Genomic DNA, 20,047 nt, shown 5'->3' on the forward strand with positions numbered 1-20,047 from the left:
TCAAAATGGCCGAAAAGTGGTAATTTTGCTATAAATTGATCGCCGTCGAAAAACGTAAATCTGTTCGAATAAAAACCTGTTTATTGTAAGGGTTTTGCAGCGTATTATATTTACGGGATCAATTTGGTTTTTTCTTAACGTATTTGTAACCTTTCATCATTGCTTTTTCCTTCTGAAGAGAATAAGCAACGAAGATGGGAAGCAGATAACTTTGTATTGGGGCATGCGTGTGGATCCTTATCTAACGGGGTTCACTCTCGGAGTCTTCATGCGATGAGCAAGGAGTCATAATGTTAGACGTAGTCGAACTGTCGCGCTTACAGTTTGCCTTGACCGCGATGTACCACTTCCTGTTTGTGCCGCTGACGCTCGGTATGGCGTTCCTGCTGGCCATCATGGAAACGGTTTACGTCCTCTCCGGCAAACAGATTTATAAAGATATGACCAAGTTCTGGGGCAAGTTGTTTGGTATCAACTTTGCGCTGGGCGTGGCAACCGGTCTGACCATGGAGTTCCAGTTCGGGACAAACTGGTCTTACTATTCCCACTATGTAGGGGATATTTTCGGTGCGCCGCTGGCCATTGAAGGTCTGATGGCCTTCTTCCTCGAATCCACCTTTGTAGGTCTGTTCTTCTTCGGTTGGGACCGTCTGGGTAAAGTCCAGCATATGGCGGTAACCTGGCTGGTGGCATTAGGCTCCAACTTGTCCGCACTGTGGATCCTGGTGGCGAACGGCTGGATGCAAAACCCAATCGCATCTGATTTCAACTTCGAAACCATGCGTATGGAGATGGTCAGCTTCGCTGAGCTGGTCCTGAACCCGGTTGCTCAGGTTAAATTCGTTCACACCGTGGCGTCTGGCTATGTGTGCGGCGCGATGTTCGTGCTGGGCATCAGCTCCTACTATATGCTGCGCGGCCGTGACTTCGCGTTCGCCAAGCGTTCTTTTGCTATCGCAGCAAGCTTCGGTATGGCCGCGATTCTGTCCGTGATTGTTCTGGGTGATGAATCCGGTTACGAAATGGGCGACGTGCAGAAAACCAAACTCGCCGCAATTGAAGCTGAATGGGAAACCCAGCCGGCACCGGCAGCGTTTACCCTGTTCGGTGTGCCTGACCAGGAAGCGCAGGAAAACCGCTTCGCCATTCAAATTCCTTACGCTCTGGGTATTATCGCCACGCGCTCCGTCGACAAACAGGTGACTGGCCTGAAAGATCTGATGGTGCAGCATGAAGAGCGTATCCGTAACGGGATGAAAGCCTACTCGCTGCTGGAACAGCTGCGCGCCGGCTCTACCGACCAGGCCGTTCGCGATCAATTTAACGACGTGAAGAAAGACCTCGGTTACGGTCTGCTGCTGAAACGCTATACCCCGAACGTCTCCGACGCGACGGAAGCGCAGATTCAGATGGCAACCAAAGACTCTATTCCACGCGTTGCGCCGCTGTACTTCGCGTTCCGCATCATGGTGGGTTGCGGCATTATCATGCTGCTGATCATCGCGGCCTCGTTCTGGTCAGTCATTCGTAACCGTATCGGTGAGAAAAAATGGCTGCTGCGCACCGCGCTGTACGGTATCCCACTGCCATGGATTGCTATCGAGTCCGGCTGGTTTGTTGCGGAATATGGCCGTCAGCCGTGGGCGATCGGTGAGGTGCTGCCAACAGCGGTAGCGAACTCCTCCCTGACCGCAGGCGACCTGATCTTCTCCATGCTGCTCATTTGCGGTCTGTACACCCTGTTCCTGGTGGCTGAACTGTTCCTGATGTTCAAGTTCGCGCGCCTTGGCCCAAGCAGCCTGAAAACCGGTCGCTACCACTACGAGCAGTCTGTTGCGACTACTCAGCCGGCACGCTAAGACAGGAGTCATCAAATGATCGATTATGAAGTATTGCGTTTTATCTGGTGGCTGCTGATCGGTGTTCTGCTGATTGGTTTCGCGGTCACCGATGGTTTCGACATGGGCGTGGGCATGCTCACCCGTTTCCTCGGTCGTAATGACACCGAGCGTCGAATCATGATCAACTCCATCGCCCCGCACTGGGACGGTAACCAGGTGTGGCTGATCACCGCAGGCGGCGCGCTGTTCGCTGCCTGGCCGATGGTCTACGCGGCTGCGTTCTCCGGTTTCTATGTGGCGATGATTCTGGTGCTGGCTTCTTTATTCTTCCGTCCGGTGGGTTTCGACTACCGTTCCAAGATTGAAGACACCCGCTGGCGTAACATGTGGGACTGGGGCATCTTCATCGGTAGCTTCGTTCCACCGCTGGTCATTGGTGTGGCGTTCGGTAACCTGTTGCAGGGCGTACCGTTCCACGTCGACGAATATATGCGTCTGTTCTACACCGGTAACTTCTTCCAGCTGCTGAATCCGTTTGGTCTGCTGGCAGGCGTGGTGAGCGTGGCGATGATCATCACCCAGGGGGCAACCTATCTCCAGATGCGTACCGTAGGTGAACTGCATCTGCGTTCCCGCGCTACCGCTCAGGTGGCAGCGCTGGTGACGCTGGTCTGCTTCGCTCTGGCAGGCGTGTGGGTGGTGTATGGTATTGATGGATACGTGGTGACGTCCGCTATCAACCATGCTGCACCGTCTAACCCGCTGACCAAAGAGGTGGCGCGTCAGGCCGGTGCATGGCTGGTGAACTTCAACAATACCCCTGTGCTGTGGGCTATCCCGGCTCTGGGTGTGCTGCTGCCACTGCTGACCGTGCTGACGTCTCGTCTGGAGAAAGGCGCTCTGGCGTTCGTATTCTCTTCCCTGACGCTGGCGTGCATCATCCTGACGGCCGGTATTGCGATGTTCCCGTTCGTGATGCCATCCAGCACCATGATGAATGCCAGCCTGACCATGTGGGATGCAACGTCCAGCCATATGACGCTGAACTTAATGACCTATGTGGCTTGCGTGTTCGTTCCGATTGTTCTGGCTTACACCATCTGGTGTTACTGGAAAATGTTCGGTCGTATCACTAAAGAACATATCGAAAGCAACACCCACTCTATGTACTAAGTAAGGAGCTGAATATGTGGTATTTCGCATGGATTTTAGGGACGCTTCTTGCCTGTGCGTTTGGTGTCATCACTGCCCTGGCGCTTGAGCATGTAGAAGCGACCAAAGCAGGTGAAGAAAAGCACTAATGAATATTATCGCAACGTTATATGCGGTAATGGATAAGCGCCCCTTGAGGGCGCTTTCCCTCATTATGGCATTACTGCTGGCAGGCTGTATCTTCTGGGACCCGTCGCGCTTCGCGGCGAAAACCAGCGAGCTTGAAATCTGGCACGGCTTCCTGATTATGTGGGCGGTGTGCGCAGGCGTGATTCACGGTGTCGGCTTTCGTCCGAAAGCGCTACACTGGCAGGGCATCTTCTGCCCACTGATTGCCGATCTGGTTCTTCTCGCCGGTTTGATTTTCTTCTTCTTCTGAATAAGAAATGTCCGTTAACGTTATGGGCTTACCCTGGCCCATAAAAATTTACTCTCCGTTTACTTTCTCCCATTCCAAACCATCATTCCCGCGCGTATAGTAGCGAAGTTTGAAAGCTCCAACTTTTCTTGTATTACCGGGATGTAAAGTGAATACAACGCTGTTTCGATGGCCGGTACGTGTCTATTACGAAGATACCGATGCCGGTGGTGTGGTCTACCACGCCAGCTACGTTGCTTTTTATGAACGGGCACGCACAGAGATGCTGCGCCATCATCACTTTAGTCAACAGGTGCTGTTGGCTGAGCGAGTTGCCTTCGTGGTACGCAAGATGACGCTTGAGTATTTTGCGCCTGCCAGACTCGACGATATGCTCGAAGTCCAAACAGAAATTACATCAATGCGCGGAACTTCACTGGTTTTCACGCAGCGGATAGTCAATGCAGAGAACACGGTACTGAACTCAGCTGAAGTCCTGATTGTCTGTGTTGATCCAACCATAATGAAGCCTCGTGCGCTTCCTAAGTCTATTGTCGCGGAGTTTAAGCAGTGACTGACATGAATATCCTTGATTTGTTCCTGAAGGCAAGCCTTCTGGTTAAACTTATCATGTTGATTTTGATTGGTTTTTCAATCGCATCCTGGGCCATCATCATCCAGAGAACGCGTATCCTCAATGCCGCTGGCCGCGAAGCCGAAGCGTTTGAAGATAAGTTCTGGTCGGGTATTGAGCTTTCTCGTCTGTACCAGGAAAGCCAGGGACGCCGTGATAACCTTTCAGGCTCCGAACAAATTTTCTACAGCGGTTTCAAAGAGTTCGCTCGCTTACATCGCGCTAACAGCCATGCGCCGGAAGCCGTGGTAGAAGGGGCGTCGCGTGCGATGCGCATCTCCATGAACCGCGAACTGGAAAATCTTGAAACGCATATTCCTTTCCTCGGAACCGTTGGCTCCATCAGCCCGTATATCGGCCTGTTTGGTACGGTGTGGGGGATCATGCACGCCTTTATCGCCCTTGGGGCGGTGAAGCAGGCAACGTTGCAGATGGTTGCGCCGGGTATCGCAGAAGCACTGATCGCGACCGCAATCGGTCTGTTCGCCGCAATTCCGGCGGTAATGGCGTACAACCGTCTGAACCAGCGCGTGAACAAACTGGAACTGAACTACGACAACTTTATGGAAGAGTTCACCGCGATTCTGCATCGTCAGGCGTTTACCAGCACCGAGAGCAACAAGGGGTAAACCATGGCCAGATCGCGTGGACGAGGTCGTCGCGAGCTCAAGTCCGAAATCAATATCGTTCCGTTACTGGACGTGCTGCTGGTGCTGCTGCTGATCTTTATGGCGACGGCGCCCATCATCACCCAGAGCGTGGAAGTTGATCTGCCGGATGCGACAGAATCACAGGCGGTAAGCACCAATGACGATCCTCCGGTCATCATTGAGGTTTCCGGCGTAGGGCAGTACAGCGTGGTGGTAGAGAAAGATCGTATGGATCAGCTTCCGCCAGAGCAGGTTATTGCTGAAGCGCAACGACGCCTGGAGTCAAATCCGAAGACGGTCTTCTTAATCGGTGGTGCGAAAGACGTACCATATGATGAAATTATCAAAGCGCTGAACTTGCTACATAGCGCGGGCGTTAAGTCAGTTGGCTTAATGACTCAGCCTATTTGATCATCTGCGTAGTTTTTGGGAACCGATAGTGTCAAAGGCAACCGAACAGAACGACAAGCTTAAGCGAGCGATAATCGTCTCCGCAGTGCTGCACGTAATTCTTTTTGCAGCGCTGATCTGGAGTTCGTTCGATGAGCACCTTGATGCATCAGGCGGCGGTGGGGGCTCGTCCATCGACGCCGTCATGGTGGATCCCGGTGCGGTAGTGCAGAACTATAATCGCCAGCAACAGCAGCAGGCGAGCGCAAAACGCGCGGAAGAACAGCGTGAAAAACAGGCGCAACAGCAGGCGGAAGAGCTGCGTGAAAAGCAGGCCGCCGAGCAGGAACGTCTGAAGCAGCTTGAGAAAGAGCGTTTGCAGGCGCAGGAAGCCGCTAAAGAGCAGGCGGAGCAGCAGAAACAGGCTGAAGCCGCAGCGAAGAAGGCGCAGGAACAGCAGAAGCAGGCGGAAGAGGCGGCAGCCAAAGCCGCAGCAGACGCGAAAGCGCAGGCAGATGCTCAGGCTAAGTTAGCCGCAGACGCGGCGAAGAAAGCGGCTGCTGATGCGCAGAAGAAAGCGGAAGCCGAAGCAGCGAAGAAAGCGGCGGCTGATGCGAAGAAGAAAGCAGAAGCCGAAGCGGCGAAAAAAGCGGCCGCTGACGCACAGAAGAAAGCCGAAGCGGAAGCCGCCAAAAAAGCTGCGCAGGAAGCAGAGAAGAAAGCGGCTGCCGATGCTGCGAAAAAAGCGGCCGCCGCCGAGAAAGCTGCGGCAGAAAAAGCCGCCGCTGCGGAAAAAGCCGCTGCTGATAAAAAAGCGGCAGCTGAGAAAGCCGCTGCTGATAAGAAAGCGGCTGCCGAAAAAGCCGCAGCTAAAAAGGCCGCTGCTGCGGAAAAAGCCGCTGCCGCAGGGGTTGACGATCTGCTGGGCGACCTGAGCTCCGGTAAGAATGCACCGAAAACGGGCGGTGGGGCGAAAGGAAGTAACGCAGCACCGGCAGGAAGTGGTAACACTAAGAACAACGGTGCTTCTGGCGCTGAGATCAACGACTATAAGAATCAGATTGCTGCGGCTATTGCCAGCAGACTTAACGATAAATCGCTCTATACCGGGAAAACGTGCCGACTGCATATTAAACTGGCTACGGATGGTATGGTGCTGAGCGTTGAGTCAGAAGGGGGAGATGAAGCGTTATGCCAGGCTGCACTTGTGGCAGTGAATCAGGCAAAACTGCCAAAACCTCCATCACAGGCTGTCTATGAAGTGTTCAAAGACGCTTCGCTGAACTTTAAGCCATAAGCAGAGCTGCGGTTATCGGGTTCTGATAGTTTTGTGTATTTGAGTTTGTTAACCTTCTGCTAAATTATCCAGGACTTATTGTTCGGATAAGGGAGATATGATGAAGCAGGCATTACGATTAGCTTTTGGTTTTTTAGTACTGTTGACGTCAGCAGTGCATGCCACAGTAAGCATCGACATTACCGACTGGAACGACTCAGCGCGTCCAATCGGTGTCGTTCCGTTCCAGTGGGCAGGCCCGGGCGCTGCGCCTGAAGATATTGGCGGCATTGTTGCAGCTGACCTGCGTAACAGCGGTAAATTTAACCCCTTAGATCGTTCTCGTCTGCCGCAGCAGCCGGGTACCGCTCAGGAAGTTCAACCTGCTGCATGGTCTGCACTGGGTATTGATGCCGTGGTTGTCGGACAGGTTACTCCTGCGCCAGACGGCGGCTATAACGTCGCTTATCAGCTGGTGGATACCGGCGGTGCGCCGGGTACCGTTCTGGCTCAAAACACGTATAAGGTGAACAAGCAGTGGCTGCGTTACGCAGGCCATACGGCGAGTGACGAAGTGTTTGAGAAGCTGACCGGTATTAAAGGTGCGTTCCGTACTCGTATCGCGTACGTAGTACAGACCAACGGCGGCCAGTTCCCTTATGAGCTGCGCGTCTCTGATTACGATGGCTACAACCAGTTCACCGTACACCGTTCACCACAGCCGCTGATGTCTCCGGCATGGTCTCCGGACGGCTCTAAGCTGGCGTACGTGACCTTCGAAAGCGGCCGTTCCGCGCTGGTTATCCAGACGCTCTCTAACGGTGCTGTGCGTCAGGTTGCGTCATTCCCGCGTCACAACGGTGCGCCTGCGTTCTCTCCGGACGGTACCAAACTGGCGTTTGCCCTGTCTAAAACCGGTAGCCTGAACCTGTACGTGATGGATATTGGTTCTGGTCAGATCCGTCAGGTCACGGATGGTCGTAGCAACAACACTGAGCCAACCTGGTTCCCGGACAGCCAGAATCTGGCCTTTACGTCTGACCAGGCAGGTCGTCCACAAGTTTATAAAGTGAATATCAACGGCGGAGCAGCGCAGCGTATTACCTGGGAAGGTTCTCAGAACCAGGATGCTGACGTCAGTGCCGATGGTAAAACGATGGTAATGGTCAGTACTGCGGGTGGTCAGCAGCACATTGCCAAACAAGATCTGGTAACGGGGGGCGTACAAGTACTGTCGTCAACGTTCCTGGATGAAACGCCAAGTCTGGCACCTAACGGCACCATGGTAATCTACAGCTCTTCTCAGGGGATGGGATCCGTGCTGAATCTGGTTTCTACAGATGGGCGTTTCAAAGCGCGTCTTCCGGCAACTGATGGACAGGTAAAATCACCTGCCTGGTCGCCGTATCTGTAATAATAATTAATTGATTACTAAAGGAATCTTAGAAATGCAACTGAACAAAGTGCTGAAGGGGCTGATGATCGCTCTGCCTGTTATGGCAATCGCAGCGTGTTCTTCTAACAAGAATGCAAGCAATGACCAGAGCGGCGAAGGCATGATGGGTGCCGGCACCGGTATGGACGCTAACGGCAATGGCAATATGTCTTCTGAAGAGCAAGCGCGTCTTCAGATGCAGCAGTTACAGCAGAACAACATCGTTTACTTCGATCTGGATAAATACGACATCCGTTCTGACTTCGCTGCAATGCTGGATGCGCACGCAAACTTCCTGCGTAGCAACCCGTCTTACAAAGTCACCGTAGAAGGTCATGCGGACGAACGTGGTACTCCAGAGTACAACATCTCCCTGGGTGAACGTCGTGCAAACGCTGTTAAAATGTACCTCCAGGGTAAAGGCGTTTCTGCTGACCAGATCTCCATCGTTTCTTACGGTAAAGAAAAACCAGCAGTACTGGGTCACGACGAAGCGGCTTACTCCAAAAACCGTCGTGCCGTACTCGTTTACTAAGAGAATTGCATGAGCAGTAACTTCAGACATCATCTGATGAGTCTGTCGTTACTGGTTGGAATAGCGGCCCCCTGGGCCGCTTTTGCTCAGGCACCAATCAGTAGTGTCGGCTCAGGCTCGGTAGAAGACCGGGTCACTCAACTCGAGCGTATTTCTAACGCTCACAGCCAGCTTTTAACTCAACTCCAGCAGCAGCTTTCCGATAACCAGAATGATATTGATTCCCTTCGTGGTCAGATCCAGGAGAATCAGTATCAGCTTAATCAGGTTGTGGAGCGCCAGAAGCAAATTTTGTTGCAGATGGATAGCCTGAACAGCGGCGGAGCAGCAGCACAGCCAGCAGCAGGCGATCAAAGCGGTGCGGCAACGCCTGCACCTGCGGCAGATGCCTCCGCGTCGTCTGGTGCGCCTGTACAGAGCGGTGACGCGAATACGGACTACAACGCGGCCATTGCCCTGGTGCAGGACAAATCGCGCCAGGACGATGCTATCGTTGCGTTTCAGAACTTCGTTAAGAAGTACCCTGATTCCACTTACCAGCCAAATGCGAACTACTGGCTGGGTCAGTTGAATTACAACAAGGGTAAAAAGGATGATGCGGCGTTTTATTTTGCCTCTGTGGTGAAAAATTACCCGAAATCACCGAAAGCGCCTGATGCGATGTATAAAGTCGGCGTGATCATGCAGGACAAAGGCGACACTGCAAAAGCCAAAGCGGTTTATCAGCAGGTGGTTGCAAAATTCCCGGGTACAGACGGCGCCAAACAAGCGCAAAAACGTTTGAGTTCGATGGGTTGATTATCGCATGACCAGAAATCGCGTCATTTCTGGTCGTGCAGCATGATTCCTAAGCAGTTAAGTGATCTTCATCGAAATTTTTGTTGCGCAGAATTCTTAAATCAGTAATATATGCCGCCGTTGCCACGGGATATCAAACAACGTGAAAGCAGCGCAAAAGTGGGTCGTTAGCTCAGTTGGTAGAGCAGTTGACTTTTAATCAATTGGTCGCAGGTTCGAATCCTGCACGACCCACCACTTAAAGCAGTTCTGGCAGTACAGAGTGGGTGATTAGCTCAGTTGGTAGAGCATCTCCTTTACACGGAGGGGGTCGGCGGTTCGAGCCCGTCATCACCCACCACTCGGGTCGTTAGCTCAGTTGGTAGAGCAGTTGACTTTTAATCAATTGGTCGCAGGTTCGAATCCTGCACGACCCACCAATTTTATTGGTGCCGAGTGATAATTCAGGCAACACCCGAATGGGTCGTTAGCTCAGTTGGTAGAGCAGTTGACTTTTAATCAATTGGTCGCAGGTTCGAATCCTGCACGACCCACCAGCCTGAATAGATTTGAAGTACATCCCGCAAGGGGTCGTTAGCTCAGTTGGTAGAGCAGTTGACTTTTAATCAATTGGTCGCAGGTTCGAATCCTGCACGACCCACCAGCCTGAATAGATTTGAAGTACATCCCGCAAGGGGTCGTTAGCTCAGTTGGTAGAGCAGTTGACTTTTAATCAATTGGTCGCAGGTTCGAATCCTGCACGACCCACCAGTGTTGAAAGGCGCCCTAAAGGCGCCTTTTTGCTATCTGTCGTTCGCCAGTGCCTTGTAGGTCGGGTAAGGCGAAGCCGCCACCCGACAGATGCTACCGGCATCAATTCCCGATGACATTCCCCCTCAAATTCGCTATCTTGTTTAGTATACAAAACACCATTGCCTCATTTTTGTTATCTCATGCAAAACAAAGGCAATATTGTTAAGCCAGTAAAACGAGAAGCCATAATGAGTGTGATGTTTGATCCCGAAACCGCAATCTATCCCTTCCCGCCGAAGCCCGCTCCGCTAAGCCGGGATGAAAAACAGTTCTATCGTGAAAAAATCAAGCGCCTGCTTAAAGAGCGTGATGCGGTGATGGTGGCGCATTACTACACCGACCCGGAAATTCAGCAGCTGGCAGAAGAGACGGGCGGCTGTATCTCAGATTCCCTGGAAATGGCGCGTTTCGGTGCAAAACATCCTGCCTCCACGCTGCTGGTTGCAGGTGTGCGCTTCATGGGCGAAACGGCAAAAATTCTCAGCCCGGAAAAAACCATACTGATGCCGACGCTGAATGCCGAATGCTCCCTTGACCTCGGTTGCCCGATTGATGAGTTCACCGCCTTCTGTGATGCCCACCCTGATCGTACCGTGGTGGTCTATGCCAACACGTCTGCGGCGGTGAAAGCCCGGGCAGACTGGGTAGTGACCTCTAGTATCGCCGTTGAGCTGATTGAGCATCTGGACAGCCTGGGGGAGAAAATCATCTGGGCGCCCGATCGTCACCTGGGAAACTATGTACAAAAACAAACCGGTGCGGATGTGCTGTGCTGGCAGGGCGCCTGTATCGTTCACGACGAGTTTAAGACCCAGGCCCTGACGCGCATGAGAGGATTATACCCGGACGCCGCGATTCTGGTGCACCCGGAATCCCCGCAGTCCATCGTCGACATGGCGGATGCCGTCGGGTCAACCAGCCAGCTCATTCATGCTGCGAAAACCCTGTCACACAAGCAGCTCATTGTGGCGACCGATCGCGGTATCTTCTACAAGATGCAGCAGGCCGTGCCGGAAAAAACGTTGCTCGAAGCGCCGACCGCCGGAGAAGGGGCGACCTGCCGAAGCTGCGCGCATTGCCCGTGGATGGCGATGAATGGGCTCAAAGCGATTGCGGAGGGGCTGGAAAACGGTGGCGCAGCGCATGAGATCCACGTGGATGCCGCTCTGCGTGAAGGCGCGTTAATTCCACTTAACCGTATGCTGGATTTTGCGGCTACACTACGTACTTAACTTATTACGCCCCGGAGAAAAAATGGATTTTTTTAGCACACAGAACATCCTGGTTCATATCCCGATTGGTGCGGGCGGCTATGACCTGTCGTGGATTGAAGCGGTGGGTACGCTGGCCGGTTTACTCTGTATCTGGCTGGCCAGCCTTGAGAAGATCAGCAACTATGCGTTCGGGCTGATAAACGTCACGCTGTTTGCGATCATCTTTTTCCAGATCCAGCTCTACGCCAGCCTGCTTCTACAGCTGTTCTTCTTCGCAGCCAATATCTATGGCTGGTACGCCTGGTCTCGGCAAAACAGTCAGCAGGAGGCGGAACTGCAAATCCGCTGGCTGCCGTTGCCAAAAGCCATCGCCTGGTTCGCGGCCTGCGTGGTGGCTATCGGCTTTATGACCGTCTTTATTGATCCGGTATTTGCCTTCCTGACGCGCGTGGCGGTCTCGGTCATGTCGGGTCTGGGATTAAATGTGACGATGCCTGAGCTTCAGCCGGATGCCTTCCCGTTCTGGGATTCCTGCATGATGGTGTTGTCGATTGCCGCAATGATCCTGATGACCCGTAAATACGTTGAGAACTGGCTGCTGTGGGTGGTCATCAACGTCATTAGCGTGGTGATTTTTGCCCGCCAGGGTGTTTATGCCATGTCGCTGGAGTACATGCTGCTGACGGTCATTGCCCTGAACGGCAGTCGCATGTGGATTAACAGCGCGCGTGAGCGTGGCTCGCGCGCGCTTTCCCGTTAATGGTGATGGGCGTGTGAGTGGCCGGACTGCGCCTCGTTCAGGTGACAGTCTGGCCCGTTACATGGCTGATACTCCATCTGGATGGTGGCGTGCGCAATTTCGTAGTGATGCTCAAGGAAGTGCCGAATACGTTCAAGCAACGCATCGTGATCGTGGGGCGGAATAACCTGAACGTGCAGCGTCATAAGCGGTTTCTCACCCACCAGCCAGACGTGAACGTGGTGAACGTTACGGACTTCAGGAATGGAACGACACAGATTGCGTTTTAGCTCGCCAATATCCAGCGACGTGGGAGCGCCTTCCAGCAGCTCATTGACGCTCTCTTTCAACAGCCGCCAGGCACTGCGTAATACAAGGCACGATACCAGCACGGAAAGAATCGGGTCGATGGGAGTCCAGCCCGTGCCCATAATGATCAGCGCGGCTACGATGGCACCTACGGAACCCAGCAGATCGCCCAGCACATGAAGCGCCGCGGCCCGTACGTTCAGATTTTTTTCACTGCTGCCGCGGTGCAATATCCAGAACGCCAGAATATTGGCGACCAACCCGGCAATGGCGATAACCATCATTGTCGTCCCGGCTATCGGTTGTGGATGCCGAAAGCGCTGAAAAGCCTCCCAGACGATAAGAAGAGTAATGACCACCAGTGCAATCGCATTCACAAAGGCGGCAAGCGTGGTCAGTCTGAGCCAGCCAAAGGTGTGGCGGGTATTGGGAGGGCGACGGGCAAACTGCACGGCCAGCAGAGCAAACAGGAGCGCGGCAGCGTCGGTCAGCATATGCCCGGCATCGGCCAGCAGCGCCAGCGATCCGGATATCAGTCCGCCTGTGACCTCAATTATCATAAAGGTGGCAGTGACGCCAAAAGCCAGCAGAAGCCGTTTGGCATTTTCATCGCCAGTGGAGTGGGAATGGGAGTGGGAGTGGGAGTGGGAGTGCGCCATGGTATCGTTCCTGATTTATTATTATTTTTAGTTTAGCGTTTTTAAGAGCTTAAATAAAAAAGGAGAGCATTCGCTCTCCCTGTTTTACCTTACGGAAGGTTACTGGGTAGTACCGTCCGTTTTGGTATTGGCATCGCTGCCTACTTTGTCATTCGGGTCCGGGCATTTCCCGTCTTTACACACTGAGTTTTTATGAACCTCGTCGGTAGTCATACCCTCATGGTTCATCGTGCCTGTGTTCGTCCCGCCGGTGTTGGTATTGCCCGTGTTGATATTACTGTTATCAACATTGTTTGGCGCAATATTCTGTTTTGCATCCGGCGCAACCTGGCCTGCTTCGGCAGCGGCATTCGCGTCGCCGTTGCTGCCGGATGAGCCTGCGTCAGCAGCCAGTACGCTACCGCTTGCCAGAGTAAGGGTTGCCGTCAGGAAAAGCGTAGTCAGTTTCGTCATTTTCATCATGGTGCTCCTGTTCTTATCGTTACGCTGGATAACATTCTCCAACAGTGCATCTTGTTCAGTGGCGAAAGATCCCAGTTTCCTGAGTTATGTCAGGATGGAATCGCGTATAAATATTTAAAAACAGTCGTTACAAGTAAAAAGCTTAGGCCAGATCTCATTTTTCGCTATTTTGTTGTGTATTTTAGGCGAATTCCAGGAATTATCTGCGCGAAGTGTAAAAGCCCGTTTACACTTCGTGGCCGACAAGTTAGATTGAAAGGATTGCTTTCATTACTAAAGATATGGCAGAGCCGGAAAGAAGATGAATTATCAGAACGACGATTTACGCATTAAAGAGATCAATGAGTTATTACCTCCCGTAGCGCTCCTTGAAAAATTCCCTGCCACCGAAAATGCCGCCAACACGGTGTCTCATGCCCGCAAGGCGATCCACAAGATCCTGAAAGGTAGCGACGATCGTCTTCTGGTGGTCATTGGGCCGTGCTCCATTCACGATCCTGCTGCGGCCAAAGAGTATGCGTCCCGTCTGCTCGCCCTGCGTGAAGAGCTGAAAGGCGAACTGGAAATCGTGATGCGCGTTTATTTCGAAAAACCGCGTACCACCGTGGGCTGGAAAGGGTTGATCAACGATCCGCATATGGACAACAGTTTCCAGATCAACGACGGCCTGCGCATTGCGCGTAAGCTGCTGCTGGAGATCAACGACAGCGGGCTGCCTGCTGCCGGAGAATTCCTCGATATGATCACCCCGCAGTATCTGGCTGACCTGATGAGCTGGGGCGCTATTGGCGCGCGTACGACGGAATCTCAGGTTCACCGTGAGCTGGCGTCTGGCCTGTCATGCCCGGTGGGTTTCAAAAATGGCACTGATGGCACCATTAAAGTCGCTATTGACGCCATTAATGCGGCTGGCGCGCCGCACTGCTTCCTGTCGGTGACCAAGTGGGGCCACTCCGCTATCGTGAATACCAGCGGTAATGGCGATTGCCATATCATACTGCGCGGCGGTAAAGAGCCTAACTACAGTGCTAAACACGTAGCGGAGGTAAAAGCAGGGCTGGAGAAAGCGGGTCTGGCACCGCAGGTGATGATCGATTTCAGCCATGCCAACTCCAGCAAACAGTTTAAAAAGCAGATGGAAGTTGGCGCAGATGTGTGTCAGCAAATCGCCAGCGGTGAACGCGCAGTGATTGGGGTGATGATTGAGAGCCATCTGGTGGAAGGCAACCAGAACCTGGAGGGCAGCGAGCCGCTGGTCTACGGTAAGAGCGTGACGGATGCCTGCATTGGCTGGGACGATACCGATGCGATCCTGCGTCAGTTGGCGGATGCGGTTAAAGCGCGTCGCGGCTAAGTTTGTCCCGGGCAATAAAAAAGCGTGGATTGCTCCACGCTTTTTTTATGTCCGGCGAATATTACTTCGCTTTACCCTGGTTCGCCACGGCCGCCGCTTTTGCAGCGATTTCGTCGGCGTTACCCAGGTAGTAATGTTTAACTGGCTTGAAGTTTTCGTCGAACTCGTACACCAGCGGCACGCCGGTAGGGATGTTCAGCTCGAGGATTTCATCTTCACCCATGTTGTCCAGGTATTTCACCAGCGCACGCAGGGAGTTACCGTGAGCAGCGATAATGACGCGCTCGCCGCTTTTCAGGCGTGGCAGAATGGTTTCGTTCCAGTAAGGCACAACGCGGTCGATGGTCAGCGCCAGGCTTTCGGTCTGCGGCAGTTCAGCCTCAGTCAGCTTCGCGTAACGCGGATCGTGGCCCGGGTAGCGCTCGTCATCTTTGCTCAGCTCTGGAGGCGTGACCGCAAAACCACGACGCCACTGCTTAACTTGCTCGTCACCGTATTTTTCTGCGGTTTCCGCTTTGTTCAGACCTTGCAGCGCACCGTAGTGACGCTCGTTCAGTTTCCAGGATTTCTCAACCGGCAGCCAGGCCTGATCCAGCTCGTCCAGAACGTTCCACAGGGTATGGATGGCACGTTTCAGCACAGAGGTGTAAGCAAAGTCAAAGGTGAAGCCTTCTTCTTTCAGCAGTTTACCTGCCGCTTTTGCTTCGCTCACGCCTTTCTCGGACAGATCAACGTCATACCAACCGGTGAAGCGGTTTTCGTTGTTCCACTGGCTTTCGCCGTGGCGCACCAGGACAAGCTTAGTATTAGCCATTTCTTACTCCTCAAGCATTTTGAATGATAACAATTCTCATTATATTGCCGTGACTGTGCCAGCAGCAACGCTTAACCCTAACCATAGCGAAAATAGTTCGAGAGTGTAAGATGCATGTGAATCCAGGGTTATGATTTTGTCTGCGATCGCCGCTATTTTCAGCAAGGCGGAGATAAAAAAGCCCTCGCGATGAGGGCCAGTCTTTTTTGCCTGATGGCGCTTCGCTTATCCGGCCTACATTCGCAGGCCCGTGCGCCGCCGGACATTAAGCGCGCGGAATGAAATGATACTCGGTGACGCTTACGTACTCTTCACCCGGACGTAGCACGCAGTCCGGCTGCGGCCATTCAGGATGGTTAGGCGTGTCCGGCAGGAACTCGCTCTCCAGCGCCAGTCCTTGCCAGGCGCCGTAGGCGCCATGTTCACGCGCCGTGGTACCCTCCAGATAGTTACCGGAGTAAAACTGTAGGGCGGGGGCGGTGGTGTAGACCGTCATCTGTAACTTCTCATCAGCAGACCAGACCTGTGCGGCAGGTTGAGAAAGATCGCCTTTCGCCTGCAACAGGAACGCGTGGTCGTAGCCTTTCACCTTGCGCTGATCGTCATCACTCAGGAAATCCTGGGCGATGGTTTTCGGCTGACGGAAATCAAAGCTATTACCGCTTACCGGTTTCAGCCCCTGATAAGGGATACCCATCTCATCGACCGGCAGATACTCATCCGCCAGGATCTGGAGTTTGTGGCTGCGGACATCGGTCTGATTACCGTCAAGGTTGAAATAGGCGTGGTTAGTCAGATTGACCGGGCACGGCTTATCGACGGTCGCGCGGTACTCAATGGCGATGCGATTATCTTCGGTCAGGGTGAAGCGCGCGGTTGCGGTGAGATTGCCCGGGAAGCCCTGGTCTCCATCGAGGGAGTCCAGAGAGAACCAGACCTCACCGTCATTTTGCTGCACAATCTTCCAGCGACGTTTATCAAACCCTTCCGGGCCGCCGTGTAGCTGATTTTCGCCCTGGCTGGCAAGCAGGGAATACGTTACGCCATCTAGCGTAAACTGGCTTCTGGCGATGCGGTTAGCGTAGCGGCCTATGGATGCGCCCAGAAAAGCGGTCTGCTCGATATACTGCTCCGGCGATGCGCAGCCAAGCAGGGTTTCGCGCACGCTGCCGTCAGGCATCGGTACGCGGGCAGAAAGTAACGTTGCGCCCCAGTCCATCAGCGTAACCACCATCCCGGCGCTGTTGCGCAGGGTTAACAGGCGATACGGCAGACCATCCGGTGCGAGTGTTGGTGTTTCGTTTAGCACTGTCCGGCTCCTTGTGATGCTTTGCAGACATAGAAAGTTTCTTTGATGCCCGTTTTGGCTTCGTACTGTTTAGCCACCGCGTCCTGAATGGCAGGGACCAGCTCTTCCGGCACCAGGGCGACGACGCACCCGCCAAATCCGCCGCCGGTCATACGCACGCCGCCTTTGTCGCCAATCGTGGCTTTCACAATTTCAACCAGGGTGTCGATTTGCGGCACGGTGATTTCGAAATCGTCACGCATGGAGGCATGCGATTCGGCCATCAGCTCGCCCATCCGCTTCAGGTCACCTTTCGCCAGCGCGGAGGCGGCTTCTACGGTACGGGCATTTTCCGTCAGTATATGACGCACGCGCTTCGTGACAACCGGGTCCAGCTCGTGGGCAACCTTGTTAAATTCATCAAGTGAGACATCACGCAGGGCTGGCTGCTGGAAGAAGCGCGCGCCGGTTTCGCACTGTTCGCGACGGGTGTTGTACTCGCTGCCCACCAGGGTGCGTTTGAAGTTGCTGTTGATGATCACCACAGCCGCCCCTTTAGGCAGCGGAACCGCTTTGGTCCCGAGGGAGCGGCAGTCAATCAGCAAAGCATGTTCTTTCTTGCCCAGCGCGGAAATCAGCTGATCCATAATGCCGCAGTTGCAGCCTACGAACTGGTTTTCCGCTTCCTGACCGTTGAGGGCGATTTGCGCCCCGTCCAGCGGCAGATGATAAAGCTGCTGGAACACGGTGCCGACCGCCACTTCCAGCGATGCGGAAGAGCTTAATCCCGCCCCCTGCGGCACGTTGCCGCTGATCACCAGATCGGCCCCGCCGAAATTCTTGTTACGCTTTTGCAGGTGCTTCACCACGCCGCGAACATAGTTCGACCACTGCTGGCTGTCGTGGGTCACGATCGGCGCATCGAGGGAAAATTCGTCAATTTCGTTGCCGTAATCCGCGGCGATCACTCGCACATGACGATCGTCGCGTTTCGCGCAGCTGATCACCGTCTGGTAGTCGATGGCACACGGCAGGACAAAACCGTCGTTATAGTCGGTGTGCTCGCCGATCAGATTAACGCGGCCAGGCGCCTGGATAACGTGGGTGGCAGGGTAGCCAAATTTCTCAGCAAACAGGGATTGTGTTTTATCTTTCAGACTCATTTTTTAGACTCCTGATTCGCGATAATGGAGGTCGCTAACGGCACGCAGACGTTCTGCCGCCTGTTCCGCCGTCAGGTCGCGCTGGGTTTCCGCCAGCATTTCATAGCCCACCATGAATTTACGTACCGTCGCAGAACGCAGCAGCGGCGGGTAGAAGTGTGCATGTAACTGCCAGTGTTGATTCTCTTCGCCGTTAAACGGCGCGCCGTGCCAGCCCATGGAGTAGGGGAAGGAGCACTGGAAGAGGTTGTCGTAGCGGCTGGTCAGTTTTTTCAGCGCCAGCGCAAGGTCGTCTCGCTGGGCGTCGCTGAGTTCGGTAATGCGCTGAACATGGGCTTTAGGCAGCAGCAGCGTCTCAAACGGCCACGCCGCCCAGTAAGGGACCACCGCAAGCCAGTGCTCGGTTTCCACCACTGTACGGCTGCCATCCGCCAGCTCACGCTGGGTGTAATCCACCAGCATCGGCGAACCGTTCTGGGCGAAATATGCTTTTTGCAGTCGGTCCTCACGCTCGGCTTCATTTGGCAGGAAGCTGTTCGCCCAGATCTGACCGTGCGGATGCGGGTTGGAGCAGCCCATCGCCGCGCCTTTGTTTTCGAACACCTGCACCCAGGGATAGCTCTGCCCCAGCTCTGCGGTTTGCGCCTGCCAGGTGCTGACCACCTCTTTCAGCGCCTCCACGCTCAGCTCCGGCAGCGTTTTGCTGTGATCGGGCGAGAAGCAGATCACGCGGCTGGTGCCGCGGGCGCTTTCGCAGCGCATCAGCGGGTCATGGCTTTCCGGCGCGTCTGGCGTATCGGTCATCAGCGCGGCAAAGTCGTTAGTAAACACGAAGGTGCCTTGGTAGTCCGGGTTTTTATCGCCCGTCACGCGCGTATTGCCCGGGCAGAGGAAACAGTCCGGATCATGCTGCGGCAGCGTCTGTTTGGCAGGCGTCTCTTGCGCCCCCTGCCAGGGGCGCTTGGCGCGATGCGGTGAAACTAAAATCCATTGCCCGCTGAGCGGGTTAAAACGACGATGCGGGTGATCGACGGGATTGAATTGCGTCATGACAAATCCTTAATCTGGATAGCCTTGCGGATGGCGCGACTGCCAGTGCCAGGTATCCTGTGCCATTTCATCAAGCGTGCGGGTGACACGCCAGTTAAGCTCTTTATCCGCTTTGGTGGCATCGGCCCAGTAAGCCGGGAGGTCGCCATCGCGGCGGGGAGCGAAGTGATACTTCACCGGCTTGCCGCAGGCTTTACTGAAGGCATTCACCACGTCCAGCACGCTGCTGCCGATCCCGGCGCCGAGGTTGTAAATATGCACGCCCGGTTTATCAGCCAGCTGCTGCATCGCCGCCACGTGGCCGTCGGCCAGATCCATGACGTGAATGTAATCGCGCACGCCGGTGCCATCTTCGGTGGGATAATCGTTACCAAAAATCGCCAGGGAATCGCGGCGCCCTACGGCAACCTGCGCGATATACGGCATCAGGTTATTAGGAATGCCCTGCGGATCTTCGCCCATATCACCTGACGGATGTGCGCCGACCGGGTTGAAGTAGCGCAGCAAGGCGATGCTCCACTCAGGCTGGGCTTTTTGCAGGTCGGTCAGGATCTGCTCTACCATCAGCTTGCTTTTGCCATACGGGCTTTGCGGCGTACCGGTCGGGAAGCTTTCAACGTAAGGGATTTTTGGCTGATCGCCGTAGACGGTCGCGGAGGAGCTGAAGATAAAATTTTTAACGTTGGCCGCTCGCATGGCGGAGATCAGACGCAGGGTACCGTTGACGTTGTTGTCATAGTACTCAAGCGGTTTTGCCACCGATTCGCCAACCGCTTTCAGGCCCGCGAAGTGGATAACGGTTTCAATCGCGTGATCGTGAAGGATTTCAGTCATCAACGCTTCATTGCGGATGTCGCCTTCCACGAAAGTCGGCTGTTTACCCGAAAGGCGTTCAATGACCGGCAGCACGCTGCGCTTACTGTTGCACAGGTTATCAAGAATGACGACATCGTGGCCGCTTTGCAGCAGTTGCACACAGGTATGACTTCCTATGTAACCGCTACCACCTGTTACCAGAACTCGCATATTTCGCTCCATTAGGCTTATGGTATGAATTAACCATAGCATATCAGA

21 protein-coding genes and 6 tRNA genes are annotated in these 20,047 nt (G+C 54.1%); 20 read left to right on the forward strand and 7 right to left on the reverse strand.

Going from position 1 to position 20,047, the window contains the following annotated elements; all coding sequences use genetic code 11:
- Window positions 1–290: 290 nt before the first annotated feature.
- The 19 genes from cydA (at window position 291) to pnuC (ending at window position 11,895) form a co-directional block, all read left to right on the forward strand.
- Window positions 291–1,859 (forward strand): cytochrome ubiquinol oxidase subunit I, encoded by a 1,569-nt coding sequence (gene cydA, locus ACOTX5_RS08190; protein ID WP_003858601.1) that lies wholly within the window; start codon window positions 291–293, stop codon window positions 1,857–1,859.
- A gap of 15 nt (window positions 1,860–1,874) precedes the next feature.
- Complete coding sequence (cydB, locus tag ACOTX5_RS08195; RefSeq protein WP_023303309.1) at window positions 1,875–3,014, forward strand: cytochrome d ubiquinol oxidase subunit II; 1,140 nt, start codon at window positions 1,875–1,877, stop codon at window positions 3,012–3,014.
- A 14-nt stretch (window positions 3,015–3,028) separates the two neighbouring features.
- Window positions 3,029–3,142 carry a cytochrome bd-I oxidase subunit CydX gene (cydX, locus tag ACOTX5_RS08200; protein WP_003858598.1) on the forward strand — a complete coding sequence of 38 codons (114 nt, stop codon included), beginning with the start codon at window positions 3,029–3,031 and terminating at the stop codon, window positions 3,140–3,142.
- A complete protein-coding gene (ybgE, locus tag ACOTX5_RS08205) occupies window positions 3,142–3,432 on the forward strand; it encodes a cyd operon protein YbgE (protein WP_003858596.1) in 291 nt (96 codons plus the stop codon). Before cydX ends, ybgE begins: the two co-directional genes overlap by 1 nt.
- A gap of 148 nt (window positions 3,433–3,580) precedes the next feature.
- A complete protein-coding gene (gene ybgC, locus ACOTX5_RS08210; protein WP_003858593.1) occupies window positions 3,581–3,985 on the forward strand; it encodes a tol-pal system-associated acyl-CoA thioesterase in 405 nt (134 codons plus the stop codon).
- Window positions 3,982–4,674 (forward strand): Tol-Pal system protein TolQ, encoded by a 693-nt coding sequence (gene tolQ, locus ACOTX5_RS08215; protein ID WP_003858590.1) that lies wholly within the window; start codon window positions 3,982–3,984, stop codon window positions 4,672–4,674. The genes ybgC and tolQ overlap by 4 nt, the downstream gene beginning before the upstream one ends.
- A gap of 3 nt (window positions 4,675–4,677) precedes the next feature.
- Complete coding sequence (gene tolR / locus ACOTX5_RS08220; protein WP_003858589.1) at window positions 4,678–5,106, forward strand: colicin uptake protein TolR; 429 nt, start codon at window positions 4,678–4,680, stop codon at window positions 5,104–5,106.
- A 28-nt stretch (window positions 5,107–5,134) separates the two neighbouring features.
- Window positions 5,135–6,382 carry a cell envelope integrity protein TolA gene (tolA, locus tag ACOTX5_RS08225; protein ID WP_026094363.1) on the forward strand — a complete coding sequence of 416 codons (1,248 nt, stop codon included), beginning with the start codon at window positions 5,135–5,137 and terminating at the stop codon, window positions 6,380–6,382.
- A gap of 100 nt (window positions 6,383–6,482) precedes the next feature.
- A complete protein-coding gene (tolB, locus tag ACOTX5_RS08230) occupies window positions 6,483–7,775 on the forward strand; it encodes a Tol-Pal system beta propeller repeat protein TolB (RefSeq protein WP_017384962.1) in 1,293 nt (430 codons plus the stop codon).
- A gap of 34 nt (window positions 7,776–7,809) precedes the next feature.
- Entirely contained in the window at window positions 7,810–8,331 is a 522-nt protein-coding gene (pal, locus tag ACOTX5_RS08235; RefSeq protein WP_003858578.1) for a peptidoglycan-associated lipoprotein Pal, read from the forward strand.
- 9 nt (window positions 8,332–8,340) lie between these two features.
- Window positions 8,341–9,129, forward strand: a complete 789-nt coding sequence (cpoB, locus tag ACOTX5_RS08240; protein ID WP_045910633.1) for a cell division protein CpoB — start codon at window positions 8,341–8,343, stop codon at window positions 9,127–9,129.
- Between the two features lie 161 nt (window positions 9,130–9,290).
- A tRNA-Lys gene (locus tag ACOTX5_RS08245) sits at window positions 9,291–9,366 on the forward strand.
- A gap of 27 nt (window positions 9,367–9,393) precedes the next feature.
- Window positions 9,394–9,469, forward strand: a tRNA-Val gene (locus tag ACOTX5_RS08250).
- A 3-nt stretch (window positions 9,470–9,472) separates the two neighbouring features.
- Window positions 9,473–9,548, forward strand: a tRNA-Lys gene (locus tag ACOTX5_RS08255).
- A 41-nt stretch (window positions 9,549–9,589) separates the two neighbouring features.
- Window positions 9,590–9,665 (forward strand) — tRNA-Lys (locus ACOTX5_RS08260).
- 31 nt (window positions 9,666–9,696) lie between these two features.
- Window positions 9,697–9,772 (forward strand) — tRNA-Lys (locus tag ACOTX5_RS08265).
- Window positions 9,773–9,803: 31 nt separating this feature from the next.
- Window positions 9,804–9,879, forward strand: a tRNA-Lys gene (locus ACOTX5_RS08270).
- A gap of 230 nt (window positions 9,880–10,109) precedes the next feature.
- A complete protein-coding gene (gene nadA, locus ACOTX5_RS08275; RefSeq protein ID WP_017384960.1) occupies window positions 10,110–11,153 on the forward strand; it encodes a quinolinate synthase NadA in 1,044 nt (347 codons plus the stop codon).
- A 22-nt stretch (window positions 11,154–11,175) separates the two neighbouring features.
- A complete protein-coding gene (gene pnuC, locus ACOTX5_RS08280) occupies window positions 11,176–11,895 on the forward strand; it encodes a nicotinamide riboside transporter PnuC (RefSeq protein WP_023296141.1) in 720 nt (239 codons plus the stop codon).
- Here the strand turns inward: pnuC and zitB are convergent.
- Window positions 11,892–12,842 carry a CDF family zinc transporter ZitB gene (gene zitB, locus ACOTX5_RS08285; RefSeq protein ID WP_144427710.1) on the reverse strand — a complete coding sequence of 317 codons (951 nt, stop codon included), beginning with the start codon at window positions 12,840–12,842 and terminating at the stop codon, window positions 11,892–11,894. The genes pnuC and zitB overlap by 4 nt on opposite strands.
- Before the next feature lie 99 nt (window positions 12,843–12,941).
- Window positions 12,942–13,301 (reverse strand): protein YbgS, encoded by a 360-nt coding sequence (locus ACOTX5_RS08290; RefSeq protein ID WP_003858566.1) that lies wholly within the window; start codon window positions 13,299–13,301, stop codon window positions 12,942–12,944.
- Between the two features lie 304 nt (window positions 13,302–13,605).
- Here ACOTX5_RS08290 and aroG point away from each other — a divergent pair, with 304 nt between their 5' ends.
- Complete coding sequence (aroG, locus tag ACOTX5_RS08295) at window positions 13,606–14,658, forward strand: 3-deoxy-7-phosphoheptulonate synthase AroG (protein WP_003858564.1); 1,053 nt, start codon at window positions 13,606–13,608, stop codon at window positions 14,656–14,658.
- 61 nt (window positions 14,659–14,719) lie between these two features.
- On the opposite strand, the gene gpmA is transcribed toward aroG, so the two are convergent.
- The 5 genes from gpmA to galE all read right to left on the reverse strand — a co-directional run bounded on the left by gpmA (window position 14,720) and on the right by galE (window position 19,999).
- On the reverse strand, window positions 14,720–15,472 hold the full coding sequence (gpmA, locus tag ACOTX5_RS08300; RefSeq protein WP_006809557.1) for a 2,3-diphosphoglycerate-dependent phosphoglycerate mutase: 753 nt from the start codon (window positions 15,470–15,472) through the stop codon (window positions 14,720–14,722).
- Between the two features lie 265 nt (window positions 15,473–15,737).
- Window positions 15,738–16,781 carry a galactose-1-epimerase gene (gene galM, locus ACOTX5_RS08305; RefSeq protein WP_045911447.1) on the reverse strand — a complete coding sequence of 348 codons (1,044 nt, stop codon included), beginning with the start codon at window positions 16,779–16,781 and terminating at the stop codon, window positions 15,738–15,740.
- On the reverse strand, window positions 16,775–17,923 hold the full coding sequence (gene galK, locus ACOTX5_RS08310; RefSeq protein ID WP_023324336.1) for a galactokinase: 1,149 nt from the start codon (window positions 17,921–17,923) through the stop codon (window positions 16,775–16,777). Before galK ends, galM begins: the two co-directional genes overlap by 7 nt.
- A gap of 3 nt (window positions 17,924–17,926) precedes the next feature.
- Window positions 17,927–18,973, reverse strand: coding sequence for a galactose-1-phosphate uridylyltransferase (gene galT, locus ACOTX5_RS08315; protein ID WP_032671295.1), 1,047 nt, complete (start codon window positions 18,971–18,973; stop codon window positions 17,927–17,929).
- A 9-nt stretch (window positions 18,974–18,982) separates the two neighbouring features.
- On the reverse strand, window positions 18,983–19,999 hold the full coding sequence (gene galE, locus ACOTX5_RS08320) for a UDP-glucose 4-epimerase GalE (protein WP_003858554.1): 1,017 nt from the start codon (window positions 19,997–19,999) through the stop codon (window positions 18,983–18,985).
- Between the last annotated feature and the right edge of the window lie 48 nt (window positions 20,000–20,047).

Origin of the sequence: Enterobacter cloacae complex sp. IR5441, assembly GCF_049238215.1 — a bacterium.
GTDB lineage: Bacteria > Pseudomonadota > Gammaproteobacteria > Enterobacterales > Enterobacteriaceae > Enterobacter > Enterobacter hormaechei_C.